This window comes from Trueperaceae bacterium (genome assembly GCA_031581195.1).
In the GTDB taxonomy this organism is placed as follows: Bacteria; Deinococcota; Deinococci; order Deinococcales; family Trueperaceae; genus SLSQ01.
Genome location: JAVLCF010000054.1, coordinates 1 through 16,057, shown reverse-complemented (window position 1 = coordinate 16,057; position 16,057 = coordinate 1). Strand labels below are relative to the sequence as shown.

17 protein-coding genes are annotated in these 16,057 nt (G+C 72.7%); 13 read left to right on the top strand and 4 right to left on the bottom strand.

Going from position 1 to position 16,057, the window contains the following annotated elements:
• Positions 1–722, top strand: a 722-nt coding sequence (locus tag RI554_06605; protein ID MDR9391684.1) for a BspA family leucine-rich repeat surface protein, incomplete at its 5' end; no start/stop codon positions are given.
• A gap of 12 nt (positions 723–734) precedes the next feature.
• On the opposite strand, the gene RI554_06600 is transcribed toward RI554_06605, so the two are convergent.
• The gene (locus RI554_06600; GenBank protein ID MDR9391683.1) at positions 735–1,769 is read right to left on the bottom strand and encodes an LLM class flavin-dependent oxidoreductase; all 1,035 of its coding nucleotides are present in this window, start codon (positions 1,767–1,769) and stop codon (positions 735–737) included.
• Between the two features lie 130 nt (positions 1,770–1,899).
• Here RI554_06600 and RI554_06595 point away from each other — a divergent pair, with 130 nt between their 5' ends.
• The 5 genes from RI554_06595 to RI554_06575 are packed head-to-tail and all read left to right on the top strand — an operon-like array spanning position 1,900 to position 6,315.
• Positions 1,900–2,391: a prepilin-type N-terminal cleavage/methylation domain-containing protein gene (locus RI554_06595; GenBank protein ID MDR9391682.1), complete on the top strand. Its 492-nt coding sequence runs from the start codon at positions 1,900–1,902 to the stop codon at positions 2,389–2,391.
• Complete coding sequence (locus RI554_06590) at positions 2,388–2,810, top strand: hypothetical protein (protein ID MDR9391681.1); 423 nt, start codon at positions 2,388–2,390, stop codon at positions 2,808–2,810. The genes RI554_06595 and RI554_06590 overlap by 4 nt, the downstream gene beginning before the upstream one ends.
• On the top strand, positions 2,807–3,448 hold the full coding sequence (locus tag RI554_06585; GenBank protein ID MDR9391680.1) for a prepilin-type N-terminal cleavage/methylation domain-containing protein: 642 nt from the start codon (positions 2,807–2,809) through the stop codon (positions 3,446–3,448). Before RI554_06590 ends, RI554_06585 begins: the two co-directional genes overlap by 4 nt.
• Complete coding sequence (locus tag RI554_06580; GenBank protein MDR9391679.1) at positions 3,445–4,794, top strand: hypothetical protein; 1,350 nt, start codon at positions 3,445–3,447, stop codon at positions 4,792–4,794. Before RI554_06585 ends, RI554_06580 begins: the two co-directional genes overlap by 4 nt.
• Positions 4,795–4,839: 45 nt before the next feature.
• Positions 4,840–6,315 (top strand): aldo/keto reductase, encoded by a 1,476-nt coding sequence (locus RI554_06575; GenBank protein ID MDR9391678.1) that lies wholly within the window; start codon positions 4,840–4,842, stop codon positions 6,313–6,315.
• A 1-nt stretch (position 6,316) separates the two neighbouring features.
• Here the strand turns inward: RI554_06575 and RI554_06570 are convergent, their stop codons facing one another.
• Both RI554_06570 and RI554_06565 read right to left on the bottom strand, forming a co-directional pair.
• Positions 6,317–7,609, bottom strand: coding sequence for a M24 family metallopeptidase (locus RI554_06570; GenBank protein ID MDR9391677.1), 1,293 nt, complete (start codon positions 7,607–7,609; stop codon positions 6,317–6,319).
• On the bottom strand, positions 7,606–8,274 hold the full coding sequence (locus tag RI554_06565) for a flavin reductase family protein (protein ID MDR9391676.1): 669 nt from the start codon (positions 8,272–8,274) through the stop codon (positions 7,606–7,608). The genes RI554_06570 and RI554_06565 overlap by 4 nt, the downstream gene beginning before the upstream one ends.
• Before the next feature lie 115 nt (positions 8,275–8,389).
• Between RI554_06565 and RI554_06560 the strand changes: the two genes are divergently transcribed.
• The 5 genes from RI554_06560 (at position 8,390) to RI554_06540 (ending at position 14,092) form a co-directional block, all read left to right on the top strand.
• A complete protein-coding gene (locus tag RI554_06560; GenBank protein ID MDR9391675.1) occupies positions 8,390–9,577 on the top strand; it encodes a Xaa-Pro peptidase family protein in 1,188 nt (395 codons plus the stop codon).
• 83 nt (positions 9,578–9,660) lie between these two features.
• Complete coding sequence (locus tag RI554_06555; protein MDR9391674.1) at positions 9,661–11,166, top strand: ABC transporter substrate-binding protein; 1,506 nt, start codon at positions 9,661–9,663, stop codon at positions 11,164–11,166.
• Positions 11,167–11,260: 94 nt separating this feature from the next.
• The gene (locus RI554_06550; protein ID MDR9391673.1) at positions 11,261–12,250 is read left to right on the top strand and encodes an ABC transporter permease; all 990 of its coding nucleotides are present in this window, start codon (positions 11,261–11,263) and stop codon (positions 12,248–12,250) included.
• Positions 12,243–13,148 (top strand): ABC transporter permease, encoded by a 906-nt coding sequence (locus RI554_06545; protein ID MDR9391672.1) that lies wholly within the window; start codon positions 12,243–12,245, stop codon positions 13,146–13,148. Before RI554_06550 ends, RI554_06545 begins: the two co-directional genes overlap by 8 nt.
• Positions 13,145–14,092 carry a DMT family transporter gene (locus RI554_06540; GenBank protein MDR9391671.1) on the top strand — a complete coding sequence of 316 codons (948 nt, stop codon included), beginning with the start codon at positions 13,145–13,147 and terminating at the stop codon, positions 14,090–14,092. Before RI554_06545 ends, RI554_06540 begins: the two co-directional genes overlap by 4 nt.
• Here the strand turns inward: RI554_06540 and RI554_06535 are convergent.
• Positions 14,083–14,670, bottom strand: a complete 588-nt coding sequence (locus tag RI554_06535) for a cupin domain-containing protein (GenBank protein MDR9391670.1) — start codon at positions 14,668–14,670, stop codon at positions 14,083–14,085. The genes RI554_06540 and RI554_06535 overlap by 10 nt on opposite strands.
• Before the next feature lie 77 nt (positions 14,671–14,747).
• Here RI554_06535 and RI554_06530 point away from each other — a divergent pair, with 77 nt between their 5' ends.
• Together RI554_06530 and RI554_06525 are read left to right on the top strand one after the other, a co-directional pair.
• Positions 14,748–15,680 (top strand): aminopeptidase, encoded by a 933-nt coding sequence (locus RI554_06530; protein ID MDR9391669.1) that lies wholly within the window; start codon positions 14,748–14,750, stop codon positions 15,678–15,680.
• Between the two features lie 47 nt (positions 15,681–15,727).
• The coding region (locus tag RI554_06525) for a DUF3817 domain-containing protein (GenBank protein MDR9391668.1) at positions 15,728–16,057 on the top strand (330 nt) is incomplete at its 3' end.

Below are 16,057 nucleotides of genomic sequence, written 5' to 3'. Positions count from 1 at the left end.
CATACATGTTCAAAAACGCCAAGAATGCGTCACCCACCTCCTTCGACCAGGACGTCAGCAGCTGGAACGTCGCCCACGTAGACGATTTCTCCGGCATGTTCGAATTCGCCGACGCCTTCGACAACGGCGGCGTGGCGCTGGACTGGACCGACGTCGGCACCGAAGCGACGAACGACGTGAAGATGGCGTACTTCGTGAAGGGCACGTCGAGCAAGGACGTCCCGTTCTCGCAGTCCGTCGCGACGTGGCGTTTCGGGGGCGTCTACGACCTCACGGACGCCTTCCGCTACGCGCCCGCATTCGAGGACGACCTGGCGCACTGGTGCATCGAGCCATCGGCGGGGAACAACAACTTCGTCGAGGACAGCGATCCCCTCGACGCCTTCCCGGGCCGCCTCCCCACGTGGGACTGCGTCAGCGAGGCAACTCCCGCGATCGCGACGAGCGCCACGACGAGCCAAGTGGACGTCCAAGCGACCTCGCCCACGGACTGGGCGACGGCCGGACTGACCGTGAGCGGGTTCGAGGCGACCTGGACGACGACCACCAGTCCGACGGAGTGGCCGGCGTGGACGTCGCTGGGCACGGACGGCGCCGGCACGCTCGACCTGACCGTGACCGGCGTCGATCACCGCGTCCGCGTGCGAGGGGTGTTCGTCAGCGGCGGGGAGGCGCGTTATGCGGTCCCGACCACGACCGACGTGACGGTTGCGACGGAGTGAGCGGCGGGCGCGTCAGCGGCGCAGCGCGGCGTCGACGCGGGGCTTGACCTCGGTCCCGAGCAGCTCGATGCCGCGCAGGAAGTCGCGCTGGGTCAACCGTCCGACGTCCATCTGCAGGATCTGTCGGTCGTGCCCCAGCGCTTCGCGGAGCGCCAAGATGCGCTCCGCGATCTCCGCCGGGTCGCCGACGAACAACGCCCCGCCGGGCGCCGCGTCGCGGTCGTAGACCTCGCGGGGGATCGGCGCGAAGCCACGGCGTCGGCCGATGTCGCGCATCACCCGGTGCCAGGCGGGCCACCAGGTCTCCCGCGCCGCGCGGGCGTCGTCGGCCACGAACCCGGGGTTGGCGACCGCGACGCGGGTGGCCTCCGCCGGGACGCCGGCGTCGGCGGCGGTGCGGCGGTAGAGGTCGGCGAGCGGTGCGAAGCGCGCCGCTTCGCCGCCGATGATGCCGTAGGCGACCGGGAGCCCCAGCTGCCCGGCGCGGGCGGACGACCCGGGGTTCCCGCCGGTCGCCAGCCAGATCGGGAGGTGCCCCGCGTCGGGGCGGGGCACGACCTCCATGCCGCGAAGGGGCGGGCGGACGCTGCCCTCCCACGTGACCGGGTCGCCGCGGTCGATGGCGAGGAGCAGGTCGAGCTTCTCGGCGTAGAGGCGGTCGTAGTCGTTCAGGTCGTACCCGAACAGGGGGAACGATTCGGTCGAGGAGCCGCGGCCGGCGGTGATCTCGGCGCGACCGTGGGAGACCGCGTCGAGGGTCGCGAAGCGCTGGTAGACGCGGACCGGGTCGTCGGTGGAAAGCACCGTGACGGAGCTGATGAGCTTGATGCGCTCGGTCACCGACGCCGCGGCCCCCAACACCACCGCGCCGGCGCTGGCCGGCATCTCGGGGGTGTGGTGTTCGCCGATCCCGAAGACGTCGAGGCCGACGTCGTCGGCGAGGCGGATCGCCTCGAGCAGGTTGCGCATCGCCTGCGCCTGGGAGACGGGGCGTTGCGTCGCGGGGTCGAGGGCGGTGGTGCCGAAGCTGTAGACGCCGAGTTCCATGCGAGGAGCCTCGCACGCTTCGGCGCGCCCGCGGGTGCCCTGCCGGCCGGACGTCCGGCAGTGCGTGGGCACGGTGCGCGCCGTGACGGATGCACCCCCGACGCGTTGTCACGTACGTACCGTATTCGTGATGAAGTCTCCATCCGCCCGCCGGTCCGGCGTCACCTTCGTCGAACTCCTCGTCGTGCTCGCCGCCATGGCGGTGCTCGCGGCGGTCGGCTTCGTGCGCATGGGCCCCGCCCAAGCCCGCGCCTACGCCGAGGAGGTCCGCGCGACCGTCGCCGCCGGCCGCTTCGAAGCGATCCGCCGCGACGCCCCCGTCGCGGTCCGCTGGGACGCGAGCGACGGCGCCTTCCTCGCGCAGGTCGGTCGCCCCGACCGCCCCTGCGACGGCGGGGAGGTCGTCGCCCGCGCCGACGCCGCGACGCACGCCGCGGTCGCGGTCGACACCGACCTGGTCGGGGACGCCGCGCTCGTGTGGCTCCCGAGCGGCACCGCCCGCGGCTGCGACTACGCCGGCTTCCCCGAGCGGATCGCCACCCTCGACGACGGCCGCACCACCGTCGACGTCACCGTCACCCTCACCGGACGCGTCACCGTCGCCGACGCCCCCGCACCGTGACGCGGACGCGCCGCACGGGCGGGTTGAGCCTCCTGGAGGTCCTCCTCGCCATCGCCGTCATCGGGATCGGCGTGCTGACCCTCACGCGGGTCCACACCGGCGCCCTGCAGGCCAGCCTGCAGGCGGAACGCATCGCGGAAACCACCCGCCTGGTCCGCAACGAACTCGAGTGGCAACGCCACGCCGCGCTGCAACCCACGAGCACCGACTGCCTCACCGACCTACCCGACGTCGTCAGCGACTGCCGGGTGGACATCGCACCGTGCACCTTCGACGCCGACGCCGGCACCCTGACGTGCGGCGGGGGGACCGCCCCCAACGCCTACCGGATCGCGGTCACCGCCACCCGCGCCGACGGCGCGACGCAGTCGCTGTCGGCGTTGTGGACGGGGAACGTCCTCACGGGGACGCCACCGTGAGGCTTCGCAACGCCGCGGGCTTCACGCTCGTGGAGCTCCTCATCGCGTCGGTCATCACCGTGATCGCCCTCCTCGCGCTCGGGGGACTCTTCGCCGATGCGGGACGGACGTTCTCGACGAGCGTGGAGCGAAGCGCCTCCTTTCAGGACGTAGAGGGGGCCATCGCCGTCCTTCGACGCGACCTGGCGCTCGCGGGGTATCCGGGGGACGACGCGACCCCGTCCGATCGGCCCTTCGCGGCGTGGACCGGCGGCACGACCCTCCGGATCGAGCGGATGGCGACCTCCGATCGCATCACCGCGTTCTACCTGGACGATCGCTACACCGCATCCGGCAACGTGGAGCGCCACGAAACGACGTTCGCCCTCGATCCCGACGGGGGGACGCTCGATCGGACCCTCCGAACCCCCAGTGAGACCTTCGACGGTGCTCTGATCGGTGGCGTGAGCGGCGTTCGCGTCGTATCGCTCGTGCGCAAGGACCGCTCGACCGTCGCGCCGAGCGACCTCCTCGCAGGCGGGACGGTCCCCGACGACGTCGTCGGCCTCGAGGTCCGAATCGACCCCGTGGAGGCGAACCCCGTGACCTTTCTGATCGCGACGTTCAACCCGCAATCCGTGGAGGTGACCCGACCGTGAGACGTGCGCCCTGTCGTGCCGGTCCCGACGGCTTCGTGCTCGTCACGACCCTCCTCGTCCTTCTCGTTCTTTCCGTACTCGCAGCCGCTTCGCACTTCGTCGCGACGACCAACCTCGACGTGGCCCGCAACACGTACGCCGCCGCCGAGGCCGAGTTCGCGTCGGACGAGGGGCTGGACCTCGCGCTCCTCGCGCTACGCGAGGTGCACGCTGGATCCGAGACCCCCCCGTGGCCGAAGGCGGAGACCCTCCTCCCCGCCACCGACCGGTACGCCGTGGAGGATCTCACCTACGCCACGGACGAGGACGGTACCGTCGTCGGAGGCCGCATCCACGTCGTCGGGTACGGCCGGGAATCCGCGGCGCATCGAACGTCGGCGCGCTTCACCGTAGCCGCTGCGTCGGGCTTCGAGGGGTGGCAAACGACGAGCGACATGACGATCAAGGGGCGCGTCGACCTCTCCATCCCGCTGGCCGCCAACGGCCGCATCGAAGCACGCGCCGCTCGCGACGCGCGATCCTCCAGCGCGCAGGCCGCCCGCCCCTTGGGCGCGTCCGGCGTTCGCGACGACGGTTCCCCGCACCCGTGCGAACTCGGACGGGGCCGCCACGCGCCGGAGTGCGAAGTGGGAACGGCGGCCGTACGCGCCCAGGTACTGGACCGCGACGGGCTCGTCGACGCCTGGGGCGGGACGTGCAGCTTCACGCTTTCCGGCGTCACCAACGTCGACGCCGACGCCTACCCGCCCGGAACGCGGTTGTGCCTCGAGGACGGGAGCGAGATGACGGTCCGCGGCGAGGCGAACGGACTCACGATCGTCGGCGGGCCGGACACGACGGTCCGCATCGCAGCGCGAAGCTCCGACGCCGCGTCGCTCGATCCCCCGTACGGACTGCGCGTGTCCGCGGCGAGCGTCGTCCCCGCCGACGGCATGCGCCTCTCCGGCCGCAATACGCTACTGGCCGAGCGGGACGTCGTCTTCGACGCCCGCGACTACGCCATCGAGGGCACCGCGGCGCCCGGTGGAGGCACCATCGTGCGCATCCTGATCGCATCCGAGGGCAACGTACGGTTCGAGCGAAAGCCGTCCTCCGGCCTGCAGGCGGCGATCTTCGCCGACGGCAGCGTGTGCAAACGCGGAGCAGGCGGCATGGGCTTCGCCGGACCCATTTACGCCCGGGCGCATCCCGACGTCGACGTCCCCCGCCCGTGCACGCCCGGCATCTACTGGAACGGTGGGGGCGGCGGACGGGTGGAATCGGTGGAGAACGACGACTTCCTGAGCGCGGTCCGCGATCCCGACGCACCGCCGGCCGGCGTGACCCTGGTCTCCCGCCGCCCCTGACGTCCGACGCCCCGCCCGTCGGGGCCCGCAGGTACACTCGCGGCCATGACGTCCCCCAGCGAAGGTGCCGTGCCGCGCCTCCGGATCGCGCCCGATCTGGAGATCGCGCGGGTCCTGACCGGCCTCTGGCAGGTCGCCGACATGGAGCGCGGCGGCGCGACCCTCGATCCCGAGACCGCGGCGGCGGCGATGGACCGCTACGTCGCGGCCGGCCTCACGACGTTCGACATGGCGGACCACTACGGCTCCGCGGAGGTCATCGCGGGCCACCACCGCGCGACGCGCAGGGGGGCGACGCAGATGCTCACGAAGTGGGTGCCGAAGCCCGGCCCCACGACCCGCGAGGACGTCGTCGCGGCGGTCGACCGGGCGGCGGAGCGGCTGGGGACCGAGCGGATCGACCTGCTGCAGTTCCACACGTGGACGTACGACGACCCCGCGTGGCTCGACCAACTCCACCAGCTGAACGACCTGCGCCAGGCGGGCCGCATCGGGGCGTTGGGCCTCACGAACGTCGACACCGCGCACTGGCGGCTGGCGCTGGACGACGGCCTGCCGCTGGTGACGAACCAGGTGAGCTTCTCGCTCCTCGACCGGCGCGCGGCGCACGGGCTGACCGACCTGGCCCTCGAGCGCGACGTCCACGTCCTGGCCTACGGCACCCTGGCGGGCGGCCTGTTGACCGACCGGTGGTTGGGGCGCGAGGAACCGACGTGGGACGACGAGGCCACCCCCTGGTCGTTGAACAAGTACCGCCGCTTCGTGGAGGCCATCGGCGGGTGGGACGCCTACCAGGCGGTCCTGCACGCCGCGCGCGCCGTCGCCGACCGGCACGACGCCTCCATCGCGAACGTCGCGACCCGCTTCGTGCTGGACACGCCGGGCGTGGCGGGCGTGATCGTGGGGGCGCGCCTGGGGGCGTCGGAGCACGTCGCCGACACCCTCCGCGGCCTCGAACTGACGTTGTCCGACGCCGACCGCTCGATCCTGGAGGACGCCATCGCCGGCCTCGCTCCGGTCCCGGGGGACTGCGGCGACGAGTACCGCCGGGAGCCGTTCCTGACCGCGTCGGGCGACCTCCGGCACCATCTGGACGCCCTCCCCGCGCCCTACCCGGTGGCGACCGACGCGCGCGGGGTCCGGCGGGTCCGGACCGGCACCGAATGGGAAGGGCGCGCGGGGTACGCCCGGGCGCGGCGCGACGGGCGCGCCATCCGCATCTCCGGCACGACGGCGCACCACGGGACGCGCCTCGTCGCGCCGTCGAGCGCGGCGTCGCAGACGCACTTCGTGCTGGACAAGGTGGCGGGGGTGCTGCGCAGCCTCGGGGCGGGCCTGGAGGACGTCGTGCGGACCCGCATCCACGTCGCCGACCCCGCCGACGTCGCGGCGGTCGCCGACGCGCACGGGGCGCGGCTCGGGGTCGCGGAGCCGGCCAACACGTTGGTGGCGTCGGGCCTGATCGGCGAGGACGTCCGCGTCGAGATCGAGGTGGACGCCCTCGCGCCGGACGGCGCTTGACTCAGCGCACGACGTACAACTCGGTCTGGCGCCCCCCGCCGAGGTAGCGCACCGCGCCGCCGGTGAACGCCACGATCTGCTCGGTGGCGAGATAGATCGTCTGGTCGTCCCATTCGGGCAGCGGATGCCGGATCAGCATCTCGAAGGAGAACAGCGTGTCGTCGTGCAGCGTCGCTTCGCCGGTGCCGGGCAGGAACGCCTGCTCGTCGTAGCGGCCGATCATCGGTCCCGCCCCGTGCCCGTGCACGCCGATCGGGTGGGAGTAGATGCGCCCGTCGAGGCCCTCTTCGTCCATCGCGGCGCGGGCGGCGGCGAGGACCTCGTTGCCGGTCCGGCCCGCCACCATCTCCGCGGCGAGGAGGTCCTGCTGGCGGTTGGCGAGGCGCATCGCTTCGCGCATCCCGTCGCTCGGGCCGTCCTCGTGCAGGTGCGGGACGTAGGCGTTGCGTTGGGTGTCGGTCGCCAAGCCGAGCTCGTGCAACCCGAAGTCGCAGTGCAGCAGGTCGCCGGGCAGGATCACCGCGTCCGGCGTCGCCCCCATCGGGCTGAGCGTCTCGCCGCGCCGTTGGATGGAGACCGACGGCTGGAACCAACAGCTCAGGCCCAGCTCGCGGGTGCGTTCGCGCAACCACCAGGCGACGTCCGGGGCGCGGGTGACGCCCGGTTGGACGACGCGGGTCGAGAACGCCTCGGCGATCAGGTCGTGCGCGAGGCGGTTGGAGGCGTCCGCGCTGGCGATCTCCTCGGGGAGGCGCCGCTCCAGCCAGCCGACGGCGACGCGTTCGGCGGAGACGGTGCGGGCGAACAGGTCCGGTCCGAGGGCCGCCTCGAGCCAGTCGCGTTGCGTGACCGTCAGGCCGTCCCCGAAGGCGAACGTCTCGCTGACGTCGATGCCGATCCGCTGCGGGTCGCGGGCCTCGAGGACGCGGCGGAGCGCCTCCGCTTGGGTTTCCTCGGCGCGTTCGGTCTGCGTCTTGCGCCAGACCGGTTCGTAGACGGCGTCCAGCCCGATGCCGGCGTTGGCGATGGCGAGCGCCTCGAACGGTCCGTCCTCGGGGGCGTGGAACACCAGGACGGTGCGGCGGCGGGCGGACAGCATGGGGGCGGGCAGGAGGCTCAGGACGACCGGGTCCTCGGCGTACTCGCGGGCGACGACGATCCAGGTATCGACGCCCTCGCGCCGCATGACCTCGGGGAGGACGGTGGCGAGGCGGCGGCGCAACCAGTCGTTCTCGACGCGCGCCGCCTCGCGCAGCGGCAGGACCGCGCGGAAGGTGTCGGTCGCGCGGTTCACGCGCCCCCCTCCCCGTCGTTCGCGAGCGCCCGGAGGGCCTCGACGTCGAAGGTGCGGACGGTTCCGTGCCCGAGGCCCTCGTAGCGGGAGCGGCCGTAGTACATCGCCGCGGAGGCGACGGCGGGGTCGAGGAGGCGGTCGGGGTAGGCGCCGGGGTCGGCGTAGACGCCGGTGACGTCGCCGACGAACCAGTCGTGGTCGCCGGCGGGGTGGCGGTCGCGGACGGTGCAGGCGTAGGCGAGGTAGGCGTCCTCGAGGATGGGGAGGCCGTGGTCGCCCTCGCGCCAGGCGAGGTTGAGCGCCGCGAGTTTGTCGGGGACGTCGGCGCCGCTCAGGACGCCGGCGCCCTGGATGGCGTCGGCGCGTTCGAGGCCGAGGAAGTGCACGGCGAACGCGCCGGCGGCGGTGATCAACGCGTGGGTGTGGCGTTCGGGCGCCACCGCGACGCCGTACAGCGGCGGGTCGGCGGACAGGGCGGCGTGCCAGCCGGCGCTCATGACGTTGACGGCGCCCTCGTGGCGGGCGGTGATCACGGCGACCGGGCCGGGGTAGTAGCCGAAGAAGGCGTCGCCGGCGTCGTGGCGGACGTGGGGCCGGGGGTGGGCGGGCGAGGGCACCGCGGTCTCGGGGGCGCCGGGGGGGGTGGAGCGCGAACCGGGGATCATGCCGGCACCCTATCGCGCCACCCCCGCCTCGTTGAACCCTGTTCAATATCTTGACGGGGTGGGGGCGCGCCTCTATACTCGCCGGAACTCCGCACCCCGAGGAGGCGCACCCCACGTGAACCCGAACGACGTCACCCTCGTCCGCGAGAAGCACGCCCAACTCGACGCCTGGCTGCCGGCCCTCGAAGCGGACGCCTGGCTCGTCCTCACCCGCGAGGACAGCGACCCCGCCGTCCACCTGCTGACCGGCGACGGCGTCGTCGGCGAAGCCGCCTTCCTGATGACCCGCGAGGGACGCAAGGTCGCCGTCGTCGCCGATTACGACGTCGACCCGTTCGAACGCACCGGCGTCTTCGAGGTCGTCTCCTACGGCACCGGCGGCTTCATGGAGCCGCTCCGCACCCTCCTCGAGGACGTCGCCCCGACGACGGTGGCCGTGAACGCCTCGACCGCCGACCCGCTCGCCGACGGGCTCAGCGTCGGGATGCTGCACAAGCTCGGCACGATCCTCCCGGTCGAGCCGTTCGACGCCCGCCTCCGCCCCGCCCCGACCGCGCTCGCCGACCTCCGCGCCCTCAAGACCCCCGAGGAGCTCCGCCGCCTCCGCGAGGCGGTGCGCATCACCGAAACCGTCCTCGACGAGGTCGGGGAGTTCCTCCGCGCGGGACGCACCGAGCGCGAGGTCGCGGCGTTCGTCAAGGAACGCCACCGGCACTACGGCGTCACCCACTCGTTCGGCGACGGCGCCAACGTCATGGTGGGCCACGTCGGCATGGGGCACCGGCCCGCCAGCGACGCCGAACTCACGCCCGGCGACACCGTCGTCGTCGACATGGGCGTCTACGTCGAGGGCTACACCAGCGACATCCAGCGCGCCTGGTACGTCCGCCGCGACGGCGAAACCGCCGCGCCGCCGGAGATCGAGCACCGCTTCCGCACCGGGCACGACGCGATGATGAAGGCGATCGACGCCATGAAGCCCGGCGTCGCCGGCTGGGAGCTCGACCGCATCGCCCGCGAGCACCTCGAAGCGAACGGCATCCCCGCCTACACCCACGCGCTCGGGCATCAGATCGGGCGCGCCGTGCACGACGGCGGCACCACCCTCGCCCCCCTCAACGCCCGCTACGGCGAGCGCGGCAAGCCCGCGATCCGCGCCGGCGAGGTGTACACCGTCGAACCGGTCGTCCACGGTCGCACCGGCGTCGACGGCCCCCCCGTCGGCCACGAACAGGACGTCCTCGTCACCGAGGACGGCCACGAGGTCCTCAGCCACCCCCCGACGCGCTTCCCGCTCGTCTGACGCCGCCCGCCGCCCTCCGCCCCCGACCCCGCCCCGAGGTTCGCCGCCCCGACGCCCGCCCGACCCGTTTCCTGGAGGTAGTCGTGACCAAGCTCTTCTCCGCCCCGCTCGCCCTGATCCTCGCCGGCCTGCTCGCCCTGGGGTCCGCCCAGGCGCAGTCCACGCTGACGATCGGTACCGTCGCCGAGGCGTCCGACCTCGACCCGCGCATCACGTACGACGTCTACAGCTACCAGCGGATGTACGCCATCATGGAGCCGCTGTTGATCTTCGACACCGACCTCAGCTACCAGCCGCGCCTGGCGACCTCCTGGAGCTTCGCCGAGGACGGCAGCAGCATCACCTTCGAGCTGCGCGAGGGCGTCGAGTTCCACCACGGCGAGCCGTTCACCGCCGAGGACGTGAAGTACACGTTCGACTGGATGCTGAACCCCGACAACCCCGCCGCCAACCCGGCGCTGTACGAGGACATCACGAACGTCGAGATCCTCGACGACTCCACGGTCCGCTTCGACCTGACCGGCGACAACGCCTTCATCCTCAACTCGATCGCGCGGCTCCACATCGTGCCCGCCGACCTCGGCGAGAACGAGGACTTCGGCAGCGCCCCGGTCGGGACCGGCCCCTTCGTCTTCGAATCGTGGGCGCGCGACGACCGCATGGTCCTCGAGGCCAACGAGGACTACTGGGGCGGCGCGCCGAAGGTCGACCGGGTCGAGTTCCGCCCCATCATCGAGGACACCACCCGCCTCATCGCGCTCGAGTCGGGCGAGATCGACCTGTACTACGGCCAGCCGGTCCGCAGCGAGCTCGAGAACGTCGAGGCGAGCGACGCGATCGACGTCCAGCGCGTCGACGGGCTCGGCCACCAGTACGTCGCGTTCAACACCGAGCACCCGGAGCTCGGCGACGCCCGCGTCCGCCAGGCGATCAGCCACCTCATCCCGCGCGAGGGCATCGTCGACCGCATCCTCGAGGGCGTCGGCAGCGTCGGGACCGGCCCGATCGCGCCGAGCAGCGTCTACTTCGAGCCCGACGCGGAGACGTACCCGTACGATCCCGAGCGCGCCGCGGAGCTCCTCGCCGAGGCCGGCGTGGACCAGCTGTCGGTCCGCCTGCACACGAACGAGAACCCGGTCCGGCCGTTGATGGCGGAGATCCTGCAGTTCGAGGCGGCGCAGATCGGCGTCGAGATCGAGATCATCATCGAGGAGTTCGGCGCGTTCATCGACCGCCTGCTCGACAGCACCGACTACGACCTGTTCCTGATCGGCTGGAGCGGCAACGTCGACCCGAACTACGCGATGTACGAGCTGTTCCACAGCGAGGGCGGATCGAACTTCACCGCCTACGGCAACCCCGCGCTCGACGCGTTGCTCGACGAGGGCCGGCGGCTGCCGCCCGGGAGCGACGAGAGCATCGCGACGTACCAGGAGGCCCAGCGGGTGTTGATGGACGACGCGCCGTTCGCCTTCATCAACCACAGCGAGGAGGTCGCCCTGAGCCGCGCCGCGGTCGAGGGCTGGGAGGCGCACCCGTACTCGAGCGCCACCTTCGCGAACCTGCACCTCGTCGAGATCACCGACTGACCCCCGCACGCCCCGACCGCCGGCCGTCGCGCCCCACCCGGGCGCCGGCCGGCGGTCCTCGTCCGGCCCCCGCCGGCCAACGGGACCCTCGCTCATGGGCATCACCGGCTACGTCCTCAAACGCCTGATCTCGCTCGCGATCACCCTGCTCGGCGTCTCGGTGATCGTGTTCCTCCTCGTCCACCTGTCGCCGGGCGACCCGATCCGCATCATGCTCGGCGAGCAGGCCCGCCCCGAGGACGTCCAGCGCCTCACGGAGCTGTACGGCTTCGACGAACCGCTTCCGGTGCAGTACGTGCGCTGGATGGCGGCGGCGGTGCAGGGCGATCTGGGCGACTCGATCCGCTCCGGCACGCCGGTGATCGAGCTCGTCGCGCAACGCCTCCCGGCGACGCTCGAGCTGGCCGTCGTCGCGTTGATCCTCGCCGTCGCGATCGGCATCCCCCTCGGGGTGCTGGCGGCGGTCACGCGCAACTCGCCGATCGACCTCGCCAGCATGGGGTTGGCGTTGGTCGGGGTCGCCGCCCCGAACTTCTGGATCGGCCTTATTTTGCTCTCCACCGTCGCGGCGAACGTCGGCTGGATCCCCGCCTTCGGGCGGGGGCCGGGCGTCCTCGAGGCGCTCGGCCTGGGCGTCACCGAGTTCCGCTGGGGCCCGCTGGGCGACGCGGCGCGGCACCTCCTGCTGCCGTCCCTCGCGATCGGGACCAGCATCATGGCGATCATCACCCGCATGACCCGCTCCTCGCTGCTCGAGGTGCTGGGCCTCGACTACGTCCGCACCGCCCGCGCGAAGGGGGTCCGGCGCGCCGTCGTGACGGTGCGGCACGCCCTGCGCAACGCCATCCTGCCGGTCGTGACGGTCGTCGGCCTGCAGTTCGGCTTCCTGTTGGGCGGCGCGATCGTCACCGAAACGGTGTTCGCCTGGCCCGGCATCGGGCGCCTGATCGTCGATTCCATCGCCCAGCGCGACTTCCCGGTCGTGCAGGGCAGCATCCTCATGCTGGCGGTGGTGTTCGTGTTCGTGAACCTGATCGTGGACCTCAGTTACGGCCTGATCAACCCGAGGATCCGCTATGACTGACGCCGCCACCGCGGGCACCACCCGGTCGCACCCGCGCCGACGTCTCTTGCGCCGCCTGGCGCGCAACCCGAACGTGATGGTGGGGGGCGTGCTGATCGCGCTCTTCGTCGTCGTCGCGGCGTTCGCGCCGTGGTTGACGCCGATGGATCCCTACGCCCAGGACCTGTGGACCCGCTACGAGCCGCCGCGCGGCCTTTGGGTCGACGGGGCCCTCAACACCGAGTTCGTGCTCGGCGGGGACGCGCTCGGCCGCGACATCCTCTCGCGGTTGATCATCGGGACGCGCGTGTCGTTGATGGTCGGCTTCCTCGCCACCAGCCTCAGCCTGGTGTTCGGCGTGGTGCTCGGCGCGGTCGCGGGGTACCTCGGGGGGCTCGTGGACGACGTGATCATGCGCTTCATGGACGTTCTGCTGGCGCTCCCCGGGATCCTGCTGGCGATCGCGATCGTCGCGGCGTTGGGCCCGAACATCGTCAACGCCATGCTGGCGATCGCCGTCGTGCGCATCCCCACGATGGCGCGCGTCGTGCGCAGCGAGGTGTTGGCGCTCCGCGAACAGGAGTTCGTGGAGTCCGCCCGCGCCCTGGGCGGCGGGCACGTCCACATCCTCGTGCGCCACGTCGTCACGAACGCGTGGGCGCCCGCCCTCGTCCTCGCGACGCTCGGCATGGGCACCGCCATCGTCGCCGAAGCCGCCCTGTCGTTCCTGGGCCTCGGGACGCAACCGCCGGACGTGAGTTGGGGGCGGATGCTCAGCGTCGGCCGCGAGGTGATCCGCACGTCGCCGCACGTGACGCTGTTCCCCGGCGTCGCGATCACCCTGACGGTGTTGGCCTTCAGCCTCCTGGGCGACGGCCTGCGCGACGTGTTCGACCGGCGCCTCAAGGACGGCGCGTGACGCGCGCCGTCGCGCTGCTGGGCGTCGTCGGCATCTCCTTCTCCGCCATCTTCGTCGGGCTGGCCGACGTCGGGGCGACCACCGCGACGTTCTACCGGACCGCGCTCGCCGCGCCGGTCCTGCTGGCGCTCGCCGCCGCGCGCGGGCTGCTGCCCCGCGCGGGCGGGCCGGCCTGGTCGGCGGCGGGCGTGCGGTTCGCGCTCGCGACCGGCGCGATCTTCGCGCTGAACGTCACCGTCTGGCACGTCAACATCGCGGTCGCCGGGGCCGGCCTGTCGACCCTGATGGGGAACCTGCAGGTGGTCCTGGTGGGGGTGATCGCCTGGTGGCTGCACGGCGAACGCCCGACCGCCCTCACCCTGGCCCTCCTCCCGGTCCTGTTGGTCGCGGTGGCGATGATCGCCGGCGTCGTCGGGGAACCCACCACGATCGCGCGTCCCGGCTGGGCGGCGGGGCTCGGCCTCGCGACCGCCGCGGCGAACGCGACGTACCTGCTGAGCTTCCGGGAGGCCAGCCGCCGCCTCCCCTCCCCCCTCGCCGCGCTGGTGCTGGTGACGTTCGCGGCGGCCGCCACGACGTGGGCGCTGTCCCCCGCCGACCCCGCCTTCGCGGTGCGCGTGCCCGCCGACGCGTTCGTCTGGCTCGCGGCGCTGGCGCTCGTGAGTCAGGTGGGGGGGTGGCTGGCGATCACGCCGGCGTTGCGGCGCCTCCCGACGCTGGAGGTCGGCATGCTGTTGCTGCTCCAGCCGATGCTCACGATCCTCTGGGGCGCGTTGATCTTCGGGGAGCGCCACACGTGGGTGCAGTGGACCGGCGTCGCGATCCTCGTCGCCGGGCTCGCCCTCGTGCAGGTGCGGGGCGCGATCCGTCCCGCGCGACCCCCCGCCGCACCGGCGGGCGGCGTCGCCGGCGCGCCGCAGGCGCCGGCGGGGGATCAGGAGTGAAGCCAGGTGTTGGGGACGCTGATCGTGAGCAGCACCGCCGGCGCGTCGCCGTCGTTGCGGTAGGCGTGCGCCAGCGCGGAGGGGTAGAAGGCGCTGTCGCCGACCTCGAGGCGTTCCGCGGGGACGTCGTCGAGCTCGAACACGACCGTCCCCTCCAACACCATGAGGAACTCCTCGCCGGCGTGCCCCTCGTCGTTGCGGTGCTCCGCCCCGGGGGGCAGGACCAGGCGGACCGGTTGGATGCGGCGCTGCATGTCGCGCACCAACAGCCGCCCCTCGATGCCGCCACGGAACCCGGTGAGGCGGGCGCCGTCGCCCGCCCGCACGATCTGCGCCAGGCCCTTCGAGGTCTCGCTCGGCAGGACGTCGTCGAGGGTGAGGTCGTACACCCGCACGAGGCGCTGCAGTTTCTCCGCCGAGACGTTCGTCTTGCCGGTCTCGAGCATCGACAAAAACGAGCGGGACAGGCCCGACAACGTCGAGACCTCGGCGAGGGTCTGCCCCCGCGCGTGGCGCACCGCGCGCAGTCGCCGTCCCAGGTTCGCTTCGTCCATCGCGTCGTCCGTTCCCCTTCGCATCGAAGGCGATCCGCCTTCCGCAAAGTTCAATGCCTTGAACGTCCCGTCCACCATACCGGAATCCGGAGGTTCCTTCCATGACGTCCTCGCTCCCCCACGCCGCCGACAACCTGATCCGCGCCAACTTCGCCCTGCAGGCCGGCGAGCGCCTCGCGCTCGTCCTCGCGCCCGGCCGCGACGACCTGGCCGACGCCATCGAGGCGGCCGCACCCCTGCACGAGGTCGAGACCCTTCGGCTGCCGCTGCCCGGCGAGCCCACCTACGAACTTCCGGACGACCACGTCGCCACCCTGCACGCCGTCGACGCGGCGTTGATCTCGACGCGCCGCTCCTACACCCACACCGACGGGGTGCGCGGCGCGGCGCGGGCCGGCACGCGGATCGCGACGAACTCCGACCTGACCGAAGCGCAGCTGGCCGCCGGCCTGCTCGCCGACTACGACGTCGTCGCGGAGCGCGCCGCGGCGTACGCCGCGCGCCTCGAGGCCGCCCGCGAGGTGCGCCTCACGAGCGAGGACGGGACCGACCTGACCTTCGCCGTCGCCGGTCAGCGCGGCATGATGGAGACCGGCCGCTACCACGCCCCCGGCCAGGTCGGGAACCTCCCCGCCGGCGAAGCGGCGTGCGGCATCGACGACGGCGTCGGCGACGGGACGCTGGTCGTCAACGGCTCCTGGCCCGGCTTGGGCCTCCTCGACGCGCCGCTCGTCGTGCGCTACGAGGCGGGCGCGATCCGCGCGGTCGAGGGCCCCCGCGCCGCCGAGCTCGAGGCGATCCTCGAGCGGCACGGTCCCGGCGCCCGCCGCCTCGCGGAGTTCGGCATCGGCATGAACGACACCGTGACGCTGCAGGGCAACACCCTGCTCGACGAGAAGGTCACCGGCACCGTGCACGTCGCGGTCGGCAACGACGTGACGTTCGGAGGGACGAACGACGTCGGCTACCACGCCGACGCCGTCGTCGTCGGGCCCCGCCTCGCGCTCGACGGCGAGGACGTCCCCCTCCCCTGACGCCCAGGGGCGCGCCCGCGGCACCGCGCGGTGCTAGCCTCTGCGCCATGCGCGCCGTCCTGGACGCCCCCGCCCTCCTCACCGGCTTCCGCGCGATCGCCCACCTCGAGGCGGTCTCCTGGGCGGGGCTGCTGACCGGCATGGCGCTCGAGCGGGGCGTCCCCCGCTACGAGGCGCTCGGCGACCGGCTGGTGTTCCTCTTCGGCAGCGCCCACGGCGGTCTGGTGATCGCCTTCCTCGCCCTCGGGTTGGGCGTCGGCGTCGCCCGCCGCTGGGGTCCGGGGACGTACGCGCTGGGGTTCCTCGCCACCCTCCCGCCGTTCGCGACGCTGGCGTTCGACGCCTGGGCGCACCGGTCGGGGCGCTACCGGCGCCCG